This is a genomic window from Actinomadura sp. 9N407 (assembly GCF_044326315.1).
In the GTDB taxonomy this organism is placed as follows: domain Bacteria; phylum Actinomycetota; class Actinomycetes; order Streptosporangiales; family Streptosporangiaceae; genus Spirillospora.
On the sequence record NZ_JBIRAW010000001.1, the window covers coordinates 189,659 to 210,545 of the forward strand.

Here is a 20,887-nt window from a genome sequence, read left to right on the forward strand (position 1 = left end):
CAGGAAATGAACAGTGACCAAAAAACGTCGGACAGTCCCCGTCCCCTTTCTGCGGGGTACCGCCGGTGCGCCGGCCTGGCACGCTCCCCGTCGCAGGGCCGGGGGCACACCCGGCCGGTTCGATGGCGTGCCGCTTTCCACCGCCGGCGCGCCCCCCTCGATCACGTCTCTACTCAGGAGTAGCGAACGCATAGTCAACCAGCCGCGTCACCTGGGCCGCAATCCCCTCGTTTGTAGAACTTGACATCAGGAATTACTCACAGGTGTGACAAAGAATCGGCCGGGACGGCGCGGGCCAGATGCGCATGACGCTCGGGAAGTGACAATGGTTGGCCACCCTTTTCGGCCACTGCGCTCACCCTGCGTCACCGAAGTCCCACTGGGTGGGATTTACCGGCCGGGATAGTCGTGCACCACCACGGCGGCGGCGCCCACCGACGGGTGCCGCTGCAGGACGGCCTCGATCTCGCCCAGCTCCATCCGGACCCCGGAGATCTTCACCTGGCGGTCCACCCGGCCCAGGTACTGCAGGGTGGGACGGTCCTCGCCACCGGCGCCGGGCGGCAGCAGCCGTACCGCGTCGCCGGTCCGGTAGAGCCGGCCGGTGGGGCCGTCGCCGAAGGGGTCCTGGTAGAAGGCGTCCCGGGTGCGCTCGACATCGCCCAGGTAGCCGCGGCCCACGCACACGCCGCCGACGAACAGCTCGCCCGTCTCGCCGATGCCGCACGCCGTCCAGCCGTCGTCCCCGTCGCCGTCCCGCTCGTCGCGGCGCAGCACGTACAGCTGCGCGTTGATGATCGGCGAACCGATCGGCAGCCGGAGAAGGCCCAGGTCACCGGCCGTCACGCGGTGATGGGTCACGTCATCGGAGCATTCGGTGGGGCCGTAGGCGTTCAGCAGCCCCGCGCCCGGCATCGCCGCGATCCAGCGGCGGGCCAGCTCGGCCGGCAGCTCCTCGCCGGTCGCGATCATCCAGCGCAGCCCGGCCAGCGCCTCCCGCTCGCCGCCCAGGTCGTCCAGCAGGTGCCGGACCATGGTGGGGACCAGCTCGACGACCGTGACGTCCCGCTCGGCCACGGCCCGCGCGAGGGCCACCGGATCGTGCCCGGTCGCGTCGCCGATCACCACCACCCGGCCGCCGGTCAGCAGCGGGCAGAGCATCTGCCAGACCGAGATGTCGAAGCCCAGCGGGGCGGTCTGGGCCACCGCGTCGGCGCCGGTCAGCTCCAGGTCGACGATCTTGGCGTACAGGTGGTTGATCATGCCCTGGTGCTCGACCACCGCGCCCTTGGGCCGGCCGGTGGACCCGGACGTGAAGAGCACGTATCGGGGCTGGTCAAGGGAGTCCAGCCGGGCCGGTCCCCGCCACGGCTCGCAGCCCGCGGCGGCCGCGGCCCGGACGATCCGGCAGCCCGCCTGGGCCGCGCCGGCCAGCAGATCGGGCGCGGACGGCCCCTCGTCCACGGTCAGCAGCAGCGGCGCCCCGGCCTGGTCGAGCACGTCGCGGACCCGGCCCGCCGGCCAGGTCGGGTCGGCGGGCACGTACAGGGCGCCGACCAGCTCGATCGCCAGGAACGCGGCGACCACCGTGGCGCAGCGCTCGCCGCCGACGCCCACCACGACGCCGGGCCCGGCGCCCTCCCGCTCCAGCAGCGTGGCCAGGCGGCGCGCCTCGGCGGCCAACTCCCCGTACGACAGCGTCCGGACGTCGTCGGCCACGGCGGGACGGTCGCGCTCGGCGGCGATCCGCTCCACCCGCGCGATCACGGGATCGGCCAGGTCGACGGCCTGCTCGCGGCTCAGGCCGTGCCGTGCGGCCAGCTCCACGGCGCGGGCCGCCTCGGCCGCGGCGATGCCGACCACGGGCAGCTCCGCCCGGCCGGGCAGCCTCTCGTCCACACGTCCACGAGCATTCATGATTACTCTCCGTGATCTAGAACTTCTGCACCGTCATCAAGAAATCGGCACTCTCGGAGTCGGCCGCCATAGCTTATGCCCGGACCAGCGATTTCGCGCTACCAATGAGTAATCAAGGGTTGCGAGGTCCGAAGCCCGAAGGTACGGTGAGGCTCCGCCATGTTCGATCAGAAACAGTGGGGAATGGCGAGGAAGACCACCACACTAACAAATTGTCATTCATTCGAGGGTGGCAGCGTGCCCATCATCTCCGCGCCGCAGGAGTTCAACGTCGAGGACCTTTACGTGGACCTCAGGACGATCCTCGGCTTCCCCATCTATCTCAAGTGCGAGGGGTTCAATTTCGCTGGTTCGGTCAAGCTCAAGGCGGCCGCCGAGATGGTCGGCGCGGCGGAGCGTGAGGGGCTGCTCACGCCCGGCTCGGTGATCATCGAATCCTCCTCGGGCAACCTCGGGATAGCGCTGAGCATCATCGCCGCCGCGAAGGGTCACCGTTTCCTGTGCATCACCGACCCGCGGTGCAATCCGGCCTCGGTACGGCTGATGCGGGCGCTGGGCGCCGAGGTGCGGGTGGTGGCCACCCAGGACGCCAACGGCGGGTTCCTGGAGAGCCGGATCCGGTACGTCCGCGACCTGTGCGCGACCAGCGACCGCTACGTCTGGCTCAACCAGTACGGCAACGCCGGCAACTGGAAGGCGCACTACGCGGGCACCGCCCCGGCCATCGCCGACAGCTTCCCCGACCTCGAGGTGCTGTTCGTCGGCGCCGGCACCACCGGCACGCTGATGGGCTGCGCCCGCTGGTTCCGCGAGCACCGCCGCCCGGTCACGATCGTGGCCGTCGACGCCGTCGGCTCGGTCACCTTCGGCGGCATCCCCGAGCGCCGGATGGTCCCCGGCCTCGGCACCAGCCGCCGCCCCGAACTCGTGGACGAGTCGTACATCGACGACGTCGTGCACGTACCGGAGGACGACACGATCCGTACCGTGCACCGGCTCTCGTCGCACGGCTTCCTGTTCGGCGGCTCCACCGGCACCGTGGTGTCGGGCGCGGCCCGCTGGCTGGAGGAGAAGTACCCCGGCGAGGAGCCGGTGGCCGTGGCCATCGCCCCCGACCTCGGCGAGCGCTACCTCGACTCGATCTACGAGGAGAGCTGGCTGCGCGCCAACTTCGGCCACATCCTGGCCGAGCTCGACCTGCCCGGCACCGACGTCCAGGAGATCACCGTCCCATGACCCAGCCGCCCACCTTCGCCGTCATCTCCGGAGCCCAGGTCCACGAGGCGATCGGCGGCCGCGAGGAGCGGGTCACCCGCATGGTCGAGGCCGCCTACCGGCTGCACGGCGAGGGCGCGACCGTCAACCCCGACTCCTACTTCCTGCGCTTCCCCGACCGCCCGTCCTCGCGGATCATCGCGCTGCCCGCCTCGGTCGGCGGCCCGGTCGGCGTGCACGGGATCAAGTGGATCTCCAGCTTCCCCGGCAACGTCGCCGCCGGCCTGCCCCGCGCCTCGGCCGTGCTGATCCTGAACGACGCCGAGACCGGCTACCCGTTCGCCTGCCTGGAGAGCTCGATCATCAGCGCCGCCCGGACGGCCGCGTCCGCCGCCCTGGCCGCCACCGCGCTCACCGAGCGCCGCGAGCTGCGGGTCGGCTTCGTCGGCGTCGGCCTGATCGCCCGCTACCTGCACACCTACCTGGCCGGGAACGGCTTCACGTTCACCGGGCTGGGCGTGCACGACCTCAGCCACGAGCACGCCGAGGGCTTCAAGGGCTACCTGGAACGTACCGAATCCGGCCCGGTCACCATCCACGACAAGCCCGAGGACCTGATCCGCTCGTCCGACCTGGTCGTCTTCGCCACCATCGCGGGCGAGCCGCACGTCACCGACCCCGCCTGGTTCGGGCACAACCCGCTGGTACTGCACATCTCGCTGCGGGACCTGTCCCCCGAGATCATCCTGTCCGCGTACAACGTCGTCGACGACGTGGACCACTGCCTGAAGGCGAACACCTCGCCCCACCTGGCCGAGCAGCGCACCGGAAACCGCGACTTCGTGGCCGGCACCCTCTACGACGTGCTGACCGGCGCGGCCACCCCGCCCACCGACCGCCCGATCGTCTTCTCCCCGTTCGGCCTGGGCGTCCTGGACCTGGCCGTGGCCAAGTACGTCTACGACGAGGTCGCCTCGTCCGGTGCCCTGCAGACCGTCCCGGACTTCTTTCACGAGCTCAAGCGCTACGGCTGACCCAGAACGGGCATGCCGACCCCATGGATGAGAAACGCGGCGACGTCCAGGAACTGACGGACTTCGAGCTCCTGGTGTACGAGACGGTCGCCGAGATCGACAAGGACGGCGGCGCGGCCGACATCGACACGCTCAAGCGGCTGATCGACCACCCGGAAGAGGACATCTGGGCCGCCCTCGGCCACCTGACCTCGGCGAACCACCTGCACTCCACGGAGGGCGGCTTCGTCCTGGGCCCCCACGACTGGGCCCCGTGACGGCCCCGATCAGATGAACCTGGAGGTGTCCAGCTCGAAATCGAACGGCTCCGGCAACGCCAGGGCCTTGCCGTACGGCACCCACACGGTCGCGTGGTAGTCGCCGTCCTCCGGCTCGCTGAAGAGGGTGACGACCTGCTGCCCTCGGTCCACCAGCAGGTAGTGGGCGATCTTCGCCCGCGCGTAGCAGCGCCGCTTCTCCTCGCGATCCCGTTCGGCGCGGGTGGAGGTCACCTCGACCACCATGACGACCCCCTCCGGGGACATCCAGGAGGTGGCTTCGCCGTACAGGTCCTGCTCGCCGAGCGCGATGGTGAGGTCCGGGATCAGCCGCCCCGGGGTACCGTCCTTCTCGCGGCTGGGGATGGCCAGCCCCTTGTGCCCGGACACGTCGAGCTCGACGGGGCTGTTCCTGGTCAGCTGCGAGATGATCTTTGCCGTGTTGTGCTCGTGCGGTCCGCCGGGGGGTGGTGTCACGACGATCTCTCCATCGATCAGCTCCGCTCGGAAGCCCTCGGGGGTCTCAAGGGCGAGGAAGCCTTCGAGGAGAGTGTCCTCCTGCGTCTGCGGTTCAAGAGCCATCACTGCCATGCCCTGCTCCCTTCCTCGTGCGGACGAGTTCAGAGACAGAGCGCCACCTTTCGCATACAGAACGTGGTTTCGACGTCGCTCGATATCAGCCTAACGGGACCCGGCTGGTTTTCCCGGGACGGTGTGCGGCAGACTTATCTAACAAACATCTGTTTGGCAGAACGGGAAGTTGCTGATGAAGCTCGCGGTGACCGAGGAGCAGGAAGAGTTGCGGGACGCGCTGCGGCGGTTCTTCGGCGACAAGTCGTCCGGGGCCGAGGTGCGCCGCCTGATGGAGACCGCCGAGGGGTACGACCCGGCGGTCTGGGAGCAGATGGCCGGGCAGCTCGGCCTGCAGTCGATGGCGATCCCCGAGGAGTACGGGGGCGCGGGCTTCGGGATGCGCGAGGTCTCGATCATCATGCAGGAGATGGGCCGCGCGGTGGTGTGCGCGCCGTACCTGTCCGGGCTGGTGGCCGCGGCCGCGCTGCTGGGGACGGGGAACGAGGACGCCAAGCGGGAGCTGCTGCCCGGGATCGCCGAGGGCGGCACGATCGCGACGCTCGCCTGGACCGAGGGCCAGAGCTGGGACCCGGAGTCGGTGGCCATGGCGGCGCGCCGCGAGGGCGACGGCTGGGTCCTGGACGGGACGAAGTCGTACGTGCTGGACGGGCATGTCGCGAACCTCGTGCTGGTGGTCGCGCAGGGCGAGGACGGCCTGGCGCTGTTCTCGGTGGACGGGGACGCTCAGGGCCTGGTGCGGACGGCGCTGCCCACGTTCGACCAGACGCGCAAGCTGGCGCGGCTCGACTTCACGGCGGTGCCCGCGCGGCTGATCGAGGCGCAGGCGGCGCCCGTCCTGGCGCACGCGCTGGACGTGGCGGCCGTCGCGCTGGCCGCCGAGCAGCTCGGCGGGGCGCAGCGGGCCATGGAGATGACCGTCGAGTACGTCAAGGTCCGGCACCAGTTCGGCCGCCCGATCGGGTCGTTCCAGGCGATCAAGCACCGGTGCGCGGACATGTTCGTGCTGGTGGAGTCGGCGCGCTCGGCCGTGCTGCAGGCGGCGCTGGTCGCCGACGAGAGCCCGGGCGAGCTGCCCGCGGCGGCGGCGCTGGCCAAGGCGTACTGCTCGGACGCCTTCTTCGAGGTGGCCGGCGAGACCATCCAGCTGCACGGCGGGATCGGCTTCACCTGGGAGCACGACGCCCACCTGTACTTCAAGCGGGCCAAGTCGTCGCAGGAGCTGTTCGGGCCGCCGGCGCGGCACCGGGGGCGGCTTGCGGAGCTTGTCGGCATCTGAGCCGTTTCCCGCTCTAGGCTGGGCCGATGCGGACTTCACTGGCGAGCGGGAGCATCTTCGGGCTGGCGTACGGGGACGCGCTCGGCGCCCCCACCGAGTTCCTCGACATGAAGCAGATCCGGCGGCGCTTCGGCGAGGACGGCCCGCGCGAGCCGTCCGGGAACCCGGCGCTGGTCACCGACGACACCCAGATGGGGATCGCGGTGGCGCTCGGGCTGCTGGACGCGCTGGAGAACCCGCCGTTCACGCCGGATCTGATCACGCCGATGTGGCGGCGCCGCTTCGTCGACTGGCTGATCAGCCCCGACAACAACCGCGCGCCGGGCGGTACGTGCCTGCGGGCCTGCCGGGGCCTGGAGGAGGGCCGGCCCTGGCTGGAGGCGACGCAGCACAACTCCAAGGGCTGCGGGGCCAACATGCGGGTCACGCCCGTGGGCCTGGCGCCGGGGCTGGACGACGAGCAGCGGGCGGGCGCGGCACAGCTCCAGGCCGCGATGACGCACGGGCACCCGACGGGTCTGGCCGCCAGTGATCTGACCGCGTTCACCGTGTGGTGGCTTCGCGAGGGCATGGCTCCGGCCGACCTCCCCGGAGCGCTGCGTGAGCGCGCCCATGAGCAGCGCGGCACGTACCACGAGAGGTGGCTGGGCGACCTCTGGTCGCGCTGGGGCGTCAAGACGCCCGAGGACTACATCTCCTACGGGTGGGACGAGTGCCTGGGCGTCCTGGACCGGCTGGACGCCGCGCTCGCGCGTCCCGATCGCGGCGCCGACCCCTGCGAGGCGACCGGGGCCGGGTGGATCGCCGAGGAGGCGTTCGCGACCGGGCTGCTGGCGTTCCTGCTGTTCCCGGACGAGCCCGTCTCGGCGATCTGGCGCGGTGCCGCCAGTTCCGGTGACTCCGACTCGATCGCCTGCCTCGCCGGGGCCTTCGCGGGCGCCCATCTCGGGATGGACGCCTGGCCCGCGGAGTGGGCGGCGCGGATCGAGTACGCCGGCATCCTGACGAGGATCGGCCAGGCCTGGGACTAAGCGGCCGCCCAGCCCGTCCAGCGGTCGATGACGATCGCGATGACGGGGCCTTCGGGCGGGTGGTCGCGGTACTGGTGGTAGCGCTCGGCCAGCAGCGCGACGGGCTCGGCCATCTGGGCCCGGTCCTCGATGATGTGGGCGTGACCGTCCACCCGGACCCACCACAGGCGCTCCCAGTCGTCCTCGTAGTGGTCGGCCAGGAGCGACACGTGCGGGTTGGCGCGGATGTTGTCCAGGCGCTTGAGGTCGCGGGTGCTCTTCGGCTTGTGGTCCACGGCGGTGTAGACGGTCCCCTTGCGTACCGCGAACGTCACGGCGACCAGGTGCGGGCGGCCGTGTTCGTCGGCGGTGGCCAGCCGTACGACCGGGGCCGTCTCCAGGCGGTGCAGCGCGTCGTCAGGTGTGAGCCGGGGCACGGCAGCAGCCTGTCACGCCGGTACGGCTCCGGCTACCTGCGCGGGTAGTGGGGCGGGGTCAGGCCGCGTTCGATGACCTGGTGGAGCTCCTCGTCGGTCAGGACGCGGGGTTCGCCGATCGTGCGGGCGCGGACGTAGACGCCGCAGAGCCATTCGAGCAGGACGGCGTTCTCGTACGCCTGCTCCAGGTCGCCGCCGATGGTGACGCCGCCGTGGTTGGCCATGAGGGCCGCGTGCATGCCGCCGCCCCCGATGCCGCCCTCCATCGCGGCGCGGACGTTGGCCGCCAGCTCGGGCGTCCCGTACGTGGCGTACTCGGCGACCTTGACCACGCCGCCCAGGACCAGGGTGTTGTAGTGGATCGGGGGCAGCTCGGTCATGGTCGTCGCGACCACCGCGCCGTACGTGGAGTGGGTGTGCACGATCGCGTTCGTGCCGGTGGCCTCGTAGATCGCCAGATGCATCGGCGTCTCGGACGACGGGACCCGCTCCCCCTCGACCAGGTGCCCGTCCAGGTCCAGGACCGGGCAGTCCTCCGGGGCCATCCGGTCCAGCATCATCCCGGACGGCGTCACCGCGACCAGATCGCCCGCGCGCACGCTGATGTTGCCGCTCGCCCCCGACACCAGCCCGGTTCCGGCCATCTTCCGGCCGATCCCGCACAGCTCCGCGCGCTCGTCCGCCAGTTTCATCGCGTCCACCTTTCCGATCCACCGGTCCGCAGGGCGTACGCTACGGCCCCAACGATCAAGAGAGGGAGCCGCCATGGCCGTCGTGACGCTCGGGGCGCACATCGTCGACGTCCTCGCCCGCCCGGTGACGGAGATCCCGCCCGGCCAGGACACCGTGGTCGTGGAGCGGATCCGGGTCACCGCGGCCGGCGCCGCGGCCGGCACCGCGGTGGCCCTGGCCAAGCTCGGCAACGAGGTGGTCTCGGTCGGCGCCATCGGCGACGACGAGCTCGGCGACCTGCTGGTCGCGGTCATGTCCCGGCACGGCGTGGACGTGAGCGGCCTGGTGCGGCGGACCGCCGACCAGACGGCCGCCTCGATCCTGCCGATCCGGCCGGACGGCGGGCGCCCCTCGTTCCACGCGCCCGGCGCCAACCTCACGCTGTCGCCCGGCGCGGTCGAGCCCGGCCTGCTCACCGCCGCCGACGTCGTGCACCTGGGCGGCCCGGACGTCACGTTCGGGCTGAACGACCCGGCGTTCTTCGCGATGCTCTCGGCCGCGCGGGACGCCGGGACGGTCATCACGATGGATCTGCTGTCGGGCATGCCCGACCTGATCCTCGGGGCCCGGGCGTTCCTGCCGCTGGTCGACTACTTCCTGCCCAACCTCGAGCAGGCGCAGGCGATGACCGGCGAGACCGACGCCGAGCAGGCCGCGTACTCGCTGCTCGTCCAGGGTCCCAAGGCCGTCGTGGTGACGATGGGCGCGGAGGGCAGCCTGCTCGTCGACGCCGGCGGTACGCGGCGGATCCCGGCGCTGGAGGTCGAGGTCGTCGACACCACCGGCTGCGGCGACGCGTACTGCGCCGGGTTCATCACCGGCCTGGTGCACGGCAAGGAGGCGCTGGAGTGCGCGCGCTGGGGCGCCGCCACCGCGTCGATCGTCGCGCAGGGGCTCGGCTCGGACGCGGGGCTCACCGACCTCGGCGCCGTCCTGGCGCTGCTCGGGGAGCCGGAAGAGAAATGACCCCCGGCGCGGCCGCGCCGGGGGTCCGCACCGAGGGGCCATGTCCCTCAAAGTAGACGCTCGCGGCATCTAACCGGTTTCATCCGTATTAAGAACTCCGTACCAAAATCAAGAACTCCGTACCAGATCGCCCCCTGGCGGCGGGCCGCCCGAACCGCTGGAACCGCCCAGGGCCCGCACGCCGAGCACCGCCTCGGCCGCCCCGACCAGCTGGGCGAGCCGGAAGACCTCGCTGCGGTGGAACGGCGGCGCGTCCCTGCGGGCCACCACCAGGACCAGATCCTGTACGGGGCAGATCGCGTACTCCGTCCCGTCCCCAGCCGTGAACGCCCTCGGCCGTACCGGCTCCAGGTCCGCGAGCTCCGCGTCCGCCAGCCCGCCCACGCTCGCGTGCACCAGCGCGGCCCGTTCCGGACCCGTCCGGGCCAGCCCCGCCCAGTCGGCGCTCAGCAGCGCCGGGACCGCGTCCGCCAGCGTCACCGCGCCCCGTCCCGGATCGGCCGCCAGCTGCCCGATCAGCGCCGCGTCCGGGAACGCCCCGTGCGGCTCGGCCGTCGTCCAGATCCCGACGGTCTCCACGCCCGGCACCGACGCCAGCCCGTCGCGCAGCCGCCCGGTGTCGGCCCCGGCCGGCCAGACGACGGTGAAGTCGTCCAGCGCCCGGCCGTTGTCGCGCTCCAGCACCGCCATCTGCACCACGTCCGCCCCCGCGGCGCCCAGCAGGCGGGCCACCTTGCCCAGCGATCCCGGCCGGTCGGGCAATCTCACCCGAATCCGCAGCAACATGGCCACCTCCCGTAGTCGAACAATGGCCTCCCACCGTGGGACACCATCGTTTCCATCGTGTTACCCCGCCATGTCCGCGTTAAGAAACCGCATGACCGGCGGGGACACACCTAGGAAACGGCCCGCGCGGGCTCTATGCTCACCCCAAGCGGGCCATTAAGGTAACTGCACGTGTCGAGCGCCCCGGACCCCCCAGTCAACGAGGGCTCCGCCCCCGCGGAGCCATCGCCCCCTGCCACCGGCGAGGACGTGCCGTCCCCGCCCGGCGATGACCTTCGGGACGAGATCATGGAGGCGCTGGCGGCGCTCACCAAGCGGCTGGAGCGCGAGCACGAGCGGGCCGCGCACCGCGAGACGGTCATCGACCGCCTGCACGAGGAGAACCAGGGCCTGCGCCGCGGCGAGCTGCAGTCCGCGTTCGAGCCCGTCCGCGCCGCCCTCTACCGCCTGCACGACATGGTCGGGCGCGAGGCCGAGCACTGGGCCGCCGCCGAGCCCCCCGACCCCGCGCACGCCGCGGCGCTGCTCACCGCGGTCGCCGACGAGGTCGCCGACGCGCTGGCCCGTACCGGCGTGGAGCGGTACACCGTCGAGCCCGGCGAGCCGTACGACTCCACCCGGCACCGCCCGGTCTCCGTCGAGACCGTCACCGATCCCGCCGCCGCCGGCACCGTCGTCACCGTGCGCACCCACGGCTTCGAACGCGACGGCCGGGTGGTGCGCAAGGCCGAGGTCGGTGTCGGCAAAGCCCCCGACACCGGACCGGAACCTCTTGCCACGGACAGGTCAAGTGGCCTGCACGAGGCGGGACGAGACGAGACGATGAAGCCCGGACCCTGAGGCTCGACCCCCGCCGAGCCCGCGACCTGCGGGACCTCCCGCGCCACCGACACCTGGAAGGGAGCGAGCGCGACCAGCGTCACGGCCTCCGCCGCGGCGCCGCGCGACTCTGATGGCCGTCTACGGGATCGATCTGGGAACGACCTACTCCTGCATTGCCTCCATCGACGATGTGGGACGGCCGGCGGTGCTGCGCAATCTGGAGGGCACCGACACCACCCCGTCCGTCGTGTACTTCGAGAGCGGCGACAACGTGGTGGTCGGCGCGACCGCCAAGGACACCGCCGTACTGGAGCCCGACAACGTCGTCAGCCTGATCAAGCGGGACATGGGCCGCGACGTCCGCCGGCAGATCAACGGGTTCGACTACACGCCCGAGGAGGTGTCGGCGTTCATCCTGCACAAGCTCGCCACCGACGCCCGCACCTCCACCGGCGACGAGGCCCGCGACGTCGTCGTGACCGTGCCCGCCTACTTCGGCGCGGCCGAGCGCGACGCCACCCGCAAGGCGGGCCGGATCGCCGGGCTCAACGTCATCGACATCGTCTCCGAGCCGATCGCCGCCGCGATCACCTACGGGGTCCTCAACCCCGACACCGACCGCACGATCCTGGTGTACGACCTGGGCGGCGGCACGTTCGACACCACCGTCATCACCCTGCGCGGCGGGCACATCGAGGTCGTCTGCACCGACGGCGACCACGAGCTGGGCGGCGCCGACTGGGACGCGCGCCTGGTCGAGTACCTGGTCGAGCGGTTCCGCGCCGAGCACGCCGACGCCGGCGACCCGCTGGAGGACAAGCAGACCGAGCAGCAGCTCCGCCGGGACGCCGAGGACGTCAAGAAGGCCCTGACGACCCGTACCGCGCACACCGTCCGGGTGACGCACGGCGGCCGGGTGGCGTCCGTCGAGGTGACCCGCGAGAAGCTGGAGGAGATCACCAGGGACCTACTCGACCGGACCATAGAGATCACCGGCCGTACCCTCGGCACCGCCGCCGACAAGGGCGTCGACAACTACGACGACCTGGTCCTGGTGGGCGGCTCCACCAAGATGCCCGCGGTGGCCGCGCGCCTGGAGAACGAGCTCAGCATGCGCCCCCGCCTCCAGGACCCCGACCTCGCGGTCGCCAAGGGCGCCGCGCTCTACGCGTTCGAGGAGACCTACCGGCGGCTGCTGGCCGCCGGCGACCGCGACCAGGCCGAGGAGATGGCCGGCCGGGCCGGCCTGTCCACCGACCAGCAGGCCCAGATCGCCGCCCGCCAGATCAAGACGGTGGCCTCGCACGCCTTCGGCATCGTCGTCGTCGACCGCGAGACCGGCGCCGAGCACGTCGCCCACCTCGTACACGCCAACGACGAGCTGCCCGCCGCCAAGAGCGAGGACTTCTTCACCGTCTACGACGACCAGACCTCCGCCGACATCCGGGTGATGGAGCAGGCCGGCAGCGTGGAGTCCCTCGAGCTCATCGACAACTCCGAGATCGCCACCGGCGACATCCGCGTCCCGGCGGGCAAGAAGGCCGGCTGGCCCATCGAGGTCACCTTCGCCCTCGACTCCTCCGGCCTGCTCAACGTCACCGCCGTCGAGAAGGAGACCGGCGAACGCCTGGAGCTCAAGGTCGACGTCGGCGGAATGTCCGAGGAGGAGGTCGAGAAGTCCCGCCGAGCCCTCTCCCAAGTCCAGATCACCTGACCCCAGGATGCACGCGAGCGGCCCCGCCTCCACTGGACTGCGAGCGGCCCCGCGCCGCCTGGACTGACGAGCGCGGGGAGCGAGGAACGAGCGACTGAAGCGAGGAGGGAAGGCGGTGCGTCAAAGGGCCGCGAGCCGGCGAGCGGAGGCGAGCCCATGGGTAGAGCGCCGCCGAGCGAAGCGAGGCCATGAACACTGATCTTGAGTATCAGCGGGAGGTGCTGGAGCCGGCTCGGGCGGCCGGGGATCAGCCGCCGGAGGATCTGCGGGTGCGGTACGGGCTGCCGGATCCGCTGACGTCGGCCGTGGTGGCGGCGCGGGTCAAGGAGGTCCGGCAGTGCTGGCGGCGGGCGCGGGGGCAGCTGAAGTACCGCAAGCTGATCGACCGGCTGGAGGCCGAGCACCGGGAGCTGGCGCCGCTGTTCCAGGCGGCCGAGCGGGGCGATCTGCGGCCGCTGGCCGAGCGGCTGCGCGGGGGCGAGGAGCGGACCCGGGCGCGGCGGGGGCAGGCGCGGGCGCGGCTCGCGGACGCGGCGGGGATGCTGCGGATGGTGACGCCGGCCGAGGTGGAGGGGATCGCGCGTACGGCCGGGGTGGCGCGGGCGGAGCTGGAGTCGCTGGCCGAGGCCGACTCGATCGCGATCCGGGAGCCCGACCGGCTGCCGGCCTCGGCGCCGTACGCGGCGTACCGGAAGGTGCGCGAGTCGCTGGAGGTGCTGGGGCGGCGGCATCTGGCCGACTTCGTGTTCGGCGGGCGGATGCGCGGGCCGATGCGGGTGGCGGCGGGGTTCGCGGCGCCGGGGCCGAAAGGCGAGGCGCTGCGGCTGGACGCGGAGGCGATCGCGGCGACGACGGCGGCCTGGGCGCGGCGGAGCCGTGACACCAGTACGACGCATGCGGACACGGTGCTGGCGGCGCTGAAGTCGGGTGCGGACCTGACCGAGCTGGTGCGGTACGACGTCGCCGAGCGGCTGCGGGAGCGGCTGGGGCAGCGGGCCTCGGACCGGGCGCTGCTGCGGTACGCGGTGGAGGATCTGGGCATCGAGCCCGACGACGCCCATCGGCTGGTGTTCTCGGTGTTGCGGGAGGCCGGGCCCGGAGGGGGGCTGGCGGGACGGCTGCGGGCGCTGCTGGACGCGGGCGAGGTGTACGCGGCGGCGGAGCTGGCCGAGGCGTCCGAGCCGGAGGACGAGACCGCGGGCGTGCTGGCGGCCGAGGCCCGGCACCGGGTGGACACGGCCGTACGGCTCCGCGAGCACGCGGTGGCCGAGGCGGATCCGGACCGGGCGTGGCTGCTGCTGGCCGACGCGTTGCAGCTGGTCCGTGATCTGCCGGGGGTACAGGAGCATCAGCGGCGGCTGGCGCCGCGGCCGGTCGGCCGGGTGCGCGCCGATGTCGACGACGCGGTGGTGCGGCTGTCGTGGCCGCCGTCGCCGTCGACGGCGGGCGAGGTGGCCTACCTGGTCGTACGGCGGGACGGGCGGCCGCCTCGTACGGCCGGTGACGGGGAGCGGATCGCGGGGGCGCGGGACGACCGGCCGCCGGTCAACGTGCCGCTGTTCTACGGAGTGGTCGCGGTACGGGGCGACGCGGCGGCCGAGCCCGCGGTGGCGGGGCCCGTGGTCGTACGGCCGGAGCCGGGCGAGGTGGAGTTGGTCCCGGGCGACGGCGTGGTGACCGGGCGGTGGCGGTGCCCGGCGGAGGCGGCGCGGGTCGAGGTCGTACGGGACGGGCGGAACGTGCCGGCGGGCCGCGAGGGTTTCCGGGACGAGGTGCCCAACGGGACGACGCACCACTACCGGATCCGTGCCGTCTACCTGGACGGGGAGGGCCGGGAGGCGGTCACGCCGGGGGTGAGCGCATCGGTGACGCCGAGCGCGCCACCGGAGCCGGTGTACGAGCTGGCCGCCGAGCCCGATCCGGCCGATCCGGCCACGCTGCGGGTGCGGTTCGAGCGGCCCCGGCATGGTGTTCCGGAGCTGGTGCTGCTGGACCGTTCGCCGCCCTGGCCGCGCAGCGCTGTGGTTCCGCTGGAGGAGGTGCGGCGGGCGAGCCGGCGGGTCGCGGGGACTCCGGTGGCGGACGGCCTGACCGTACGGCCCGGGGCGGGCGGCTGGCTGCTCGCGGTGACGGTGGCCGAGGGATCGGCGGCGATCGGGGCGTACCACCGGCACGTCCATCTGCCGCCGCCGCAGCGCCTGGTGGCCGAGCGGCGGGGCGCGCATGTGCATGTGGGGTTCGACTGGCCCGCGGACGTGGCGGAGGTGGAGATCGCCTACCGGGTGGGCGCGGCCCCCTCGGCGCTGCCGAGCCGGGAGAACGACGGGGAGCCCGAGCGGGAGATCGTCACGCGCGCGGCGTACGACACCCAGGGCGGGATCCGGGTGCCGGTGCCCGAGGAGCTGCCGGTCGAGGTGTCGGTGGCGTCGGCGGGGACCATGGGCGGTGCGCTGGTCACGGGGCCGCCGGTAAGGGCCGAGGTGGGGGCGCGCGTTCTCGTTCACTACGACGTGGAACGGGTCGGGCCGCCGTGGCGGCGGTCGCTGACGATCCGGCTGACGTGCGGGAAGCCACTGCGGATCCGGCGGCTCGTGCTGGTACGGCGGGCCGGGCGGGTGATGCCGCACCGGGCCGGGGACGGCGAGACGGTCGGCGACTGGGAGCAGGTCCCGGTGCCGGGCGAGTTGTCGGTGTCATTGCCGAAGGGCGCCGACGGCTCTGCGGGAAGAGAACATTGGCTGCGGTGCTTCGCCGAGGATGATGTCATCGAACTGCGCGATCCGCCGGTCCGGCGCTTGCAGAGCTCGAGGTGACGATGCCGTTCAGTGAGGGTGGGAAGCCGTGTCGCTAGCGTCCCGGGTGCAGCTTCCAAGCGCGCGCGCTCGGCAGGGCCTGACCTGTCCGTACTGCTTCGCGGTGGTGGCGTCGCAGCGGATCCCGTTCCGGTGCCGGGGGCGCGCGGGACGGCGGCAGGGGTGCGAACCCGTGCTCGACAAGGAGCTGGCCGACTATCTGGGGTCGACGGCCGGTGCGTCCCTGCCGCCGGTCTTCGCGGCGCCGGGACGCAAGGGGCGCGCGGACTGTCCCGACTGCGGTCAGCTCACGGGCAACCGGGTCTGCCCGGAGTGCCACAACCCGCTGCCGCCGGCGTACGTCGACTCCCCCGGCCGGATCGTCGCGCTGGTCGGGGCCAAGAACGCGGGCAAGAGCACCTATATCGCGGTGCTGCTGCACGAGCTGATGAACCGGGTCGGGACCGAGCTGGACGCCTCGCTGGTGGCCTGCGACGACCGGACGATCGAGCGCTACAAGCGCGACTTCGCGCGGCCCCTGCTGGAGCAGCGGCGGCTGCTGCCGACGACGGCCAGCGCCGCGACCACGCCGCGCGAGCCGCTGGTCTACCTGCTCACCCGCACGCGGCGGTCGCGGTTCGCGGCGGGACGGCTGGGGCGGTCGCGGAACGACTCGCTCGCCCTGGTGCTGTTCGACACGGCGGGCGAGGATCTGCGCAGCCGCGAGGTCCGCGACCTGCATCTGCGGTATCTGGAGGCGGCGGACGCGGTCATCTTCCTCGTCGATCCGCTGGAGCTGCCGGGCGCGCGGTCGGCGCTGCTGGAGGGCGCGCCAGGGCTGCCGGACGCGCCGGGCGACGATCCCGACAGCGAGCCGATCAACATCATCGCCCGGGTCACCGAGGCACTGCGCGCGCGGCACGGGTCCAAGCCCGGCGAGCGGCTGCCGGTCCCGGTCGCGGTGGCGCTGACGAAGATCGACGTGCTGCGGCCGGCGCTGATGCGGCAGTCGGCGCTGCACCGCTCGCGCGGTGGCACCGGTGTCCTGGACCTGGACGACAGGGAGGGCGTGGACGCGCAGGTACGGGCGCTGCTGCACGAGTGGGAGGCGGGCCAGCTCGACACGTACCTGGGCCAGCAGTACGCCGATCACGCGCTGTTCGGCATCTCCGCGCTGGGCGGGATCCCCGAGGATGGACGGGTGGGGGCGGGCGGCGTGCGGCCGTACAGGGCCGAGGATCCGTTGCTGTGGCTGCTCTACAAGTTCGGGATGCTCGACGGGCTCCGGCCGGGGGACGATTCGTCCTCACAGGGGGCGTGACCCAGGTGGCCTGGCAGTTGCACTACACATCGGCTAGGCGCGGGCCAACGGGACGGGCCGGTTTCCAGTTCGTGGCGGAGACGCCGGGGCTGCCGGACGGCGCGCGCGCGGACGTGACGCCGTACCTGTCGTACCGTCCCCCGCCCGAGGCCCCGCTGTCCCCCGATGACAGTGAACTCGACCGCTTCCCTGTGGCACTCCTGTACGACAGGGTCGCCGAACGGCCGTTGCTGCTGCGGTGCCGCTACCTCGGCCAGGACTATTCGGGCCGGTACGGCAATTTCTTCGCGCACGCGGTCGTGGCCGAGGAGGAGGAGCTGGAAGGGCTGCGTCCCGCCGAGCTGTGGCACTCCCCCCTGTGGACCGACGGGCCGTTGAAGGACGCGGACCTCCCGCTCCTGGAGGACCTCGCCCCCGGCGACGGTTTCGATCCCGAATCGCTGGCGGGGTGGCTGAGCACGCAGGACGGCGCGTACGGCCTGCTCGCGCACCTGATGGACGCCGTGGCGGAGGTCATGGCGCGGGGGCATGGACGGGTCGTGCTCGTCGCCGACGACGTGGAGCCGATCGCGCGCTGGATCGCGGTGGTCTCCTACTCGCTGCCGGTCGCCGCGGCGGCCCGGATGTCGTTCGTCACCTACAGCGCCGATCCGGACAGCGCGGCCCAGCGGCTGGTGGGCACGACCCCGGACGTGTGGGGCGCCGCCCAGCGCCTCACCGACCACGCGTTCCACATCGCCGGGGGACGGCGCCGGGAGGGTGCGGTGAGCCGTTTCGCCCGTACGGTCGCCGGCTGCTGGCGCGACTTCGACTTCGCCGGGCTCGACGCACTGGGCGAGCTGGCACCGCCCGCGCCCGCAGCGCCGCCCGAGGTCTTGGACCAGGCGGCGGCGCTGCTGTCGCTGTGCCGGGGCGACCGTACGGTCACGGCGGAGGAGGAGGGCGCGGTCGCCACGCTGCTGGCCGGGCGCGGCGACGAGGTCCCCGAGTGGGTCTGGCGCGACCTGGCCGGAGGCACGTCGGCGATGGGCGTCGATCTCGCCCTGATCGTGCACGGCCATGCCAAGGCCGCCGGTGTCACGGGCGGCGCCGGTCCCGTCCAGGCGATCGCGGCGGCGCTCGCGGCGGCTCCCGATCTGGACGAGGTGGCGCGGATCGCCGTCACCGCGTCCCGTACGGGAGCCGGGATCGAGGCGTCCGAGGTGCGGGAGGCGGCAGCGCGTTGCGTCCGCGACGGGGCCGCCGGGCTGCCGGGCGCGCTTGCACGCGTCCCCGACGGGTCGCGCGGGCCGCTGCTGGACGGCTGCCTGGCCGGACTCGCGGAGGCCGGACGCGAAGCGCGGCGGGCGGTGCTCACCCCGGACGCCTGCGACCTGCTGTACGAGGACCTCGAACGGCTCAGGGCCTTCCCCGCGGTCGCGCTGCCGGTGCTGGTGTCGGTCGGCCGGCGCCGTACCGAACGCAGGCTCACGGTCACCGGCGAACTGCTCCACCTCGCCACCGAGGACGTCGACCGCGCGCTCGCCGAGGTCTGGAAGGCACCTCCGTCCGCCTCCGAGTGCCTGACGCTGCTGGAGCTGCACGAGGACGCGCTCGCGGCGTTCCCGTCGCTCGCCGCGCTGCCGTCGCGGGCGTTCGCGCGCCTGGCCGCCGAGGGCGACGGGGCGCTGTGCGCGCAGGCGACGCTGCGGCTGGCGGCGCGCGTCCGCTCGACGCTTCCGGACGACGGTGAGGCGGCCCTCGGCGCCGCCGTGATCCAGGCGTACGCCGAAGCGGTCACGGCGGAAGGGGGCGAGCAGGCCGCGAAGGCCCTGACCACCGCCGGGGCGTCGGCGCGGCTGGCCGACGACGTGCTCGCCGCCGCCGCCGGGCGGCTGGCCGAGCGCGGCCCCGGCTTCCGTGCGGAGCTGCTGGCCGCCGTCAGCGGCCAGGTGCGCTCGCGGCTCGGCGCGCTCTGGACCGCGGGCCTGCCGGGCCGGGCACGTTCCGGCCGGTCCCCGGTGCGCGGTACGGAGGTCGCGCAGCGCAACGAGCTGATGGAGGTCGTGCTGCGGCTGAGGCGGCGCGGGGTCGGCGAGCCCGCGCTGGAGACCTGGGCGCGCTCGGTGACGGGGCGATGGCTGTCGGTACGGCAGCTGGACGCGCACTTCTCCAACGCCCCCGAGCTGCGCGCCGCGCTCCGCGACCTGATCTCCGAGTCGCGAGGGGACTGACGCGATGCATCCCCTTGTGCTGCTCCTGCTCGCCGCCGTGTGGCTGGGCGCGATGTGGGTCGGGTTCGTGCTGGTGTTCCCGATCCTGTTCCCGGTCACGCTGGTCGCGGCGGGCGCCGCCGCGCTCGGCCTGTACTACCTGCACGCCTGCCGCACCTTGGGCCCGTCCACCCTGAAGGGCCCCTCGCCCGTGGCCGAGCCTGAGATCGCCTACCGGCACTACCTGCTCGCCCAGGTCTGGTGGGACTGGTGGACCATCACCCGCACGGTGGTGCCCCGCGTCTGGCAGACCGCGTCCGGCGTCATCATCACGCTGACCCGCACACTGCTCGGGGGCCTGTGGGGGTTCTTCGCCTTCCCCATCTGGCTGGCCCTGTGCGCGGGGATCGTGGCCGCCGCGATACCGGCCGCCGTCATCGGGGTGGCGCTGACCGTCCTGTACGGGGTCGTCGCCGCCATCGGCCTCGGGGCATGGCTGGCGTGCGTGCTCGTACTGGCCGCCGTGGAGCGGCTCTTCATGGCGTACGGGCGGATCCTGCAGACCTGCCCGCACCCCTTCTGCTACGAGAAGATCGCGCTTCCCGTGTACGAGTGCCCCGGGTGTGGGGCGCTCCACCCGCGCCTGACCCCTGGCCAAGGGGGCGCGTTCCGCCACGTGTGCCGGTGTGGGGCACGGCTCCCGACGACCGTGTTCCTTGGACGGTTCCGGCTCGCCGCGTACTGCCCGCACTGCGACGGCCGCCTCCCCGACCGCATCGGGCGCGTACGGGTGGAGCCCCTCCCCTTCGTGGGCGGCCCGGCGGCCGGCAAGACGACGTTCATGGTGCTCGGCATCCGTGCGCTACACGCGCGCGCCCAGGCCCTCAAGGGACGGCTTGCCTTTGTGGAGCAGCGCCATGCGCTGGCGTACGCGAGGGCCATCGGGGAGTTCCAGCGCGGCGGCCGTCCAGCGAAGACGGGCCCCGAACTGCCGTTGGCCACCATGGTCGACGTGGATCTGCCCGGCCGGGCGCGCAGGATCCTCTACATCTTCGATCCGGCCGGGGAGCACTACACCGGGGCCACCGAAGTGGAGTCGCTGCGCTACCTGGACCACGGCGAGGCGGTGCTGTTCGTCGTCGATCCGTTCGCGCTGCCCCAGGTACGCCGGGCGCTCACCGCCGAGGAGCGCGAATCGGTCGACCAGGCCGCGGCCTCGTCCGGCGAGGACCCGGCCGACACCCTGCAGCGCGTCCTGAACGGCCTGCGCTCCCGGCCCGACCGGGGCCGCCAGAAGCGGGTCGCGGTCGTCGTCACCAAGGTCGACCTGCTGGCCGGCACCGAGATCGGGCGCGCCGCCGCGCAGGACGACGCCGCACTGCGCGACTGGCTCGACCATGTCGGCCTCGGCAACACCGTCCGCGCGCTCGACCAGGCCGCGGGGCAGGTCCGCTATTTCGGCTCCGGGCTGGGCACCGCCCCCGACGACGTCGCCGACCTGCTCGGCTGGGTCTCGGGGCTGCCCGCCGACGGGCGGCAGGCCGCCGCCGACCCCGGCCACGACCTTCCCGGTACGGCCTCGCTCCGCGCCCCCTGGCCGGTACGCGGGCGTGGCGACACCCGCGTCCCCGCCGGCTACCAGGCGGGCCGCTGGGCCGTCCTGGCGGGCCTGTCGGTGCTGACCCTCGCCACCGTGGCCGGCGTGATCGTCGCCGCCGCCGACCGCTATCCCTTCCCGTACTGGAACCTGCCGTTCTGATGCCGTTCCGGGCAGATACCGAACTCCGCCCCTGGACGCAGCGTCCCAACGCGCAAGAGGGGG

At 72.9% G+C, this 20,887-nt stretch carries 17 protein-coding genes; 12 read left to right on the forward strand and 5 right to left on the reverse strand.

Translation table 11 applies throughout. From position 1 onward, the window contains the following. Positions 1–390: 390 nt before the first annotated feature. Positions 391–1,917 carry an amino acid adenylation domain-containing protein gene (locus tag ACH34Q_RS00745; RefSeq protein ID WP_395980695.1) on the reverse strand — a complete coding sequence of 509 codons (1,527 nt, stop codon included), beginning with the start codon at positions 1,915–1,917 and terminating at the stop codon, positions 391–393. 237 nt (positions 1,918–2,154) lie between these two features. Between ACH34Q_RS00745 and sbnA the strand changes: the two genes are divergently transcribed. From sbnA to ACH34Q_RS00760, 3 genes are read left to right on the forward strand one after another with little or no spacing between them, the layout of a single operon-like run. After that, positions 2,155–3,153, forward strand: a complete 999-nt coding sequence (sbnA, locus tag ACH34Q_RS00750; RefSeq protein ID WP_395980696.1) for a 2,3-diaminopropionate biosynthesis protein SbnA — start codon at positions 2,155–2,157, stop codon at positions 3,151–3,153. Further along, on the forward strand, positions 3,150–4,166 hold the full coding sequence (gene sbnB / locus ACH34Q_RS00755; protein WP_395980697.1) for a 2,3-diaminopropionate biosynthesis protein SbnB: 1,017 nt from the start codon (positions 3,150–3,152) through the stop codon (positions 4,164–4,166). The genes sbnA and sbnB overlap by 4 nt, the downstream gene beginning before the upstream one ends. 23 nt (positions 4,167–4,189) lie before the next feature. Continuing rightward, a complete protein-coding gene (locus tag ACH34Q_RS00760) occupies positions 4,190–4,423 on the forward strand; it encodes a hypothetical protein (protein ID WP_395980698.1) in 234 nt (77 codons plus the stop codon). Between the two features lie 9 nt (positions 4,424–4,432). Here ACH34Q_RS00760 and ACH34Q_RS00765 read toward each other — a convergent pair whose 3' ends face one another. Continuing rightward, positions 4,433–5,014: a Uma2 family endonuclease gene (locus ACH34Q_RS00765; protein ID WP_395980699.1), complete on the reverse strand. Its 582-nt coding sequence runs from the start codon at positions 5,012–5,014 to the stop codon at positions 4,433–4,435. A 175-nt stretch (positions 5,015–5,189) separates the two neighbouring features. On the opposite strand from ACH34Q_RS00765, the gene ACH34Q_RS00770 reads away from it, so the two are divergent. Together ACH34Q_RS00770 and ACH34Q_RS00775 are read left to right on the forward strand one after the other, a co-directional pair. Beyond that, positions 5,190–6,293, forward strand: coding sequence for an acyl-CoA dehydrogenase family protein (locus ACH34Q_RS00770; protein WP_395980700.1), 1,104 nt, complete (start codon positions 5,190–5,192; stop codon positions 6,291–6,293). A gap of 26 nt (positions 6,294–6,319) precedes the next feature. Next, on the forward strand, positions 6,320–7,324 hold the full coding sequence (locus tag ACH34Q_RS00775; protein ID WP_395980701.1) for an ADP-ribosylglycohydrolase family protein: 1,005 nt from the start codon (positions 6,320–6,322) through the stop codon (positions 7,322–7,324). On the opposite strand, the gene ACH34Q_RS00780 is transcribed toward ACH34Q_RS00775, so the two are convergent. Then, complete coding sequence (locus ACH34Q_RS00780; protein WP_395980702.1) at positions 7,321–7,740, reverse strand: TIGR03668 family PPOX class F420-dependent oxidoreductase; 420 nt, start codon at positions 7,738–7,740, stop codon at positions 7,321–7,323. The two genes, ACH34Q_RS00775 and ACH34Q_RS00780, sit on opposite strands and share 4 nt — an antisense overlap. Before the next feature lie 32 nt (positions 7,741–7,772). Beyond that, positions 7,773–8,432 (reverse strand): class II aldolase/adducin family protein, encoded by a 660-nt coding sequence (locus ACH34Q_RS00785; protein ID WP_395980703.1) that lies wholly within the window; start codon positions 8,430–8,432, stop codon positions 7,773–7,775. Positions 8,433–8,505: 73 nt separating this feature from the next. Between ACH34Q_RS00785 and ACH34Q_RS00790 the strand changes: the two genes are divergently transcribed. Then, positions 8,506–9,438 (forward strand): carbohydrate kinase family protein, encoded by a 933-nt coding sequence (locus tag ACH34Q_RS00790; RefSeq protein ID WP_395980704.1) that lies wholly within the window; start codon positions 8,506–8,508, stop codon positions 9,436–9,438. 108 nt (positions 9,439–9,546) lie between these two features. Here ACH34Q_RS00790 and ACH34Q_RS00795 read toward each other — a convergent pair whose 3' ends face one another. Then, entirely contained in the window at positions 9,547–10,224 is a 678-nt protein-coding gene (locus ACH34Q_RS00795) for an ACT domain-containing protein (RefSeq protein ID WP_395980705.1), read from the reverse strand. Positions 10,225–10,395: 171 nt separating this feature from the next. Here ACH34Q_RS00795 and ACH34Q_RS00800 point away from each other — a divergent pair, with 171 nt between their 5' ends. From ACH34Q_RS00800 to ACH34Q_RS00825, 6 genes are all read left to right on the forward strand, one after another. Continuing rightward, a complete protein-coding gene (locus ACH34Q_RS00800; protein ID WP_395980706.1) occupies positions 10,396–11,064 on the forward strand; it encodes a nucleotide exchange factor GrpE in 669 nt (222 codons plus the stop codon). 112 nt (positions 11,065–11,176) lie between these two features. Continuing rightward, a complete protein-coding gene (locus ACH34Q_RS00805; protein ID WP_395980707.1) occupies positions 11,177–12,760 on the forward strand; it encodes an Hsp70 family protein in 1,584 nt (527 codons plus the stop codon). 188 nt (positions 12,761–12,948) lie between these two features. After that, positions 12,949–15,573 (forward strand): hypothetical protein, encoded by a 2,625-nt coding sequence (locus ACH34Q_RS00810; RefSeq protein ID WP_395980708.1) that lies wholly within the window; start codon positions 12,949–12,951, stop codon positions 15,571–15,573. A 172-nt stretch (positions 15,574–15,745) separates the two neighbouring features. After that, complete coding sequence (locus ACH34Q_RS00815) at positions 15,746–16,873, forward strand: hypothetical protein (protein ID WP_395980709.1); 1,128 nt, start codon at positions 15,746–15,748, stop codon at positions 16,871–16,873. A 5-nt stretch (positions 16,874–16,878) separates the two neighbouring features. Next, positions 16,879–19,086 (forward strand): hypothetical protein, encoded by a 2,208-nt coding sequence (locus ACH34Q_RS00820; RefSeq protein WP_395981065.1) that lies wholly within the window; start codon positions 16,879–16,881, stop codon positions 19,084–19,086. A 4-nt stretch (positions 19,087–19,090) separates the two neighbouring features. Beyond that, positions 19,091–20,824 carry a hypothetical protein gene (locus ACH34Q_RS00825; protein WP_395980710.1) on the forward strand — a complete coding sequence of 578 codons (1,734 nt, stop codon included), beginning with the start codon at positions 19,091–19,093 and terminating at the stop codon, positions 20,822–20,824. Positions 20,825–20,887 lie beyond the last annotated feature (63 nt).

Bases quoted from the DNA above. Each gene is read 5' to 3' on its own strand.
- ACH34Q_RS00795 (WP_395980705.1), bottom strand. From the start codon at position 10,224: ATGTTGCTGCGGATTCGGGTGAGATTGCCCGACCGGCCGGGATCGCTG.
- ACH34Q_RS00770 (WP_395980700.1), top strand. From the start codon at position 5,190: ATGAAGCTCGCGGTGACCGAGGAGCAGGAAGAGTTGCGGGACGCGCTG.
- ACH34Q_RS00785 (WP_395980703.1), bottom strand. From the start codon at position 8,432: ATGAAACTGGCGGACGAGCGCGCGGAGCTGTGCGGGATCGGCCGGAAG.
- ACH34Q_RS00790 (WP_395980704.1), top strand. From the start codon at position 8,506: ATGGCCGTCGTGACGCTCGGGGCGCACATCGTCGACGTCCTCGCCCGC.
- ACH34Q_RS00775 (WP_395980701.1), top strand. From the start codon at position 6,320: ATGCGGACTTCACTGGCGAGCGGGAGCATCTTCGGGCTGGCGTACGGG.
- ACH34Q_RS00805 (WP_395980707.1), top strand. From the start codon at position 11,177: ATGGCCGTCTACGGGATCGATCTGGGAACGACCTACTCCTGCATTGCC.
- ACH34Q_RS00810 (WP_395980708.1), top strand. From the start codon at position 12,949: ATGAACACTGATCTTGAGTATCAGCGGGAGGTGCTGGAGCCGGCTCGG.
- sbnB (WP_395980697.1), top strand. From the start codon at position 3,150: ATGACCCAGCCGCCCACCTTCGCCGTCATCTCCGGAGCCCAGGTCCAC.
- ACH34Q_RS00825 (WP_395980710.1), top strand. From the start codon at position 19,091: ATGCATCCCCTTGTGCTGCTCCTGCTCGCCGCCGTGTGGCTGGGCGCG.
- ACH34Q_RS00745 (WP_395980695.1), bottom strand. From the start codon at position 1,917: ATGAATGCTCGTGGACGTGTGGACGAGAGGCTGCCCGGCCGGGCGGAG.
- ACH34Q_RS00760 (WP_395980698.1), top strand. From the start codon at position 4,190: ATGGATGAGAAACGCGGCGACGTCCAGGAACTGACGGACTTCGAGCTC.
- ACH34Q_RS00765 (WP_395980699.1), bottom strand. From the start codon at position 5,014: ATGGCAGTGATGGCTCTTGAACCGCAGACGCAGGAGGACACTCTCCTC.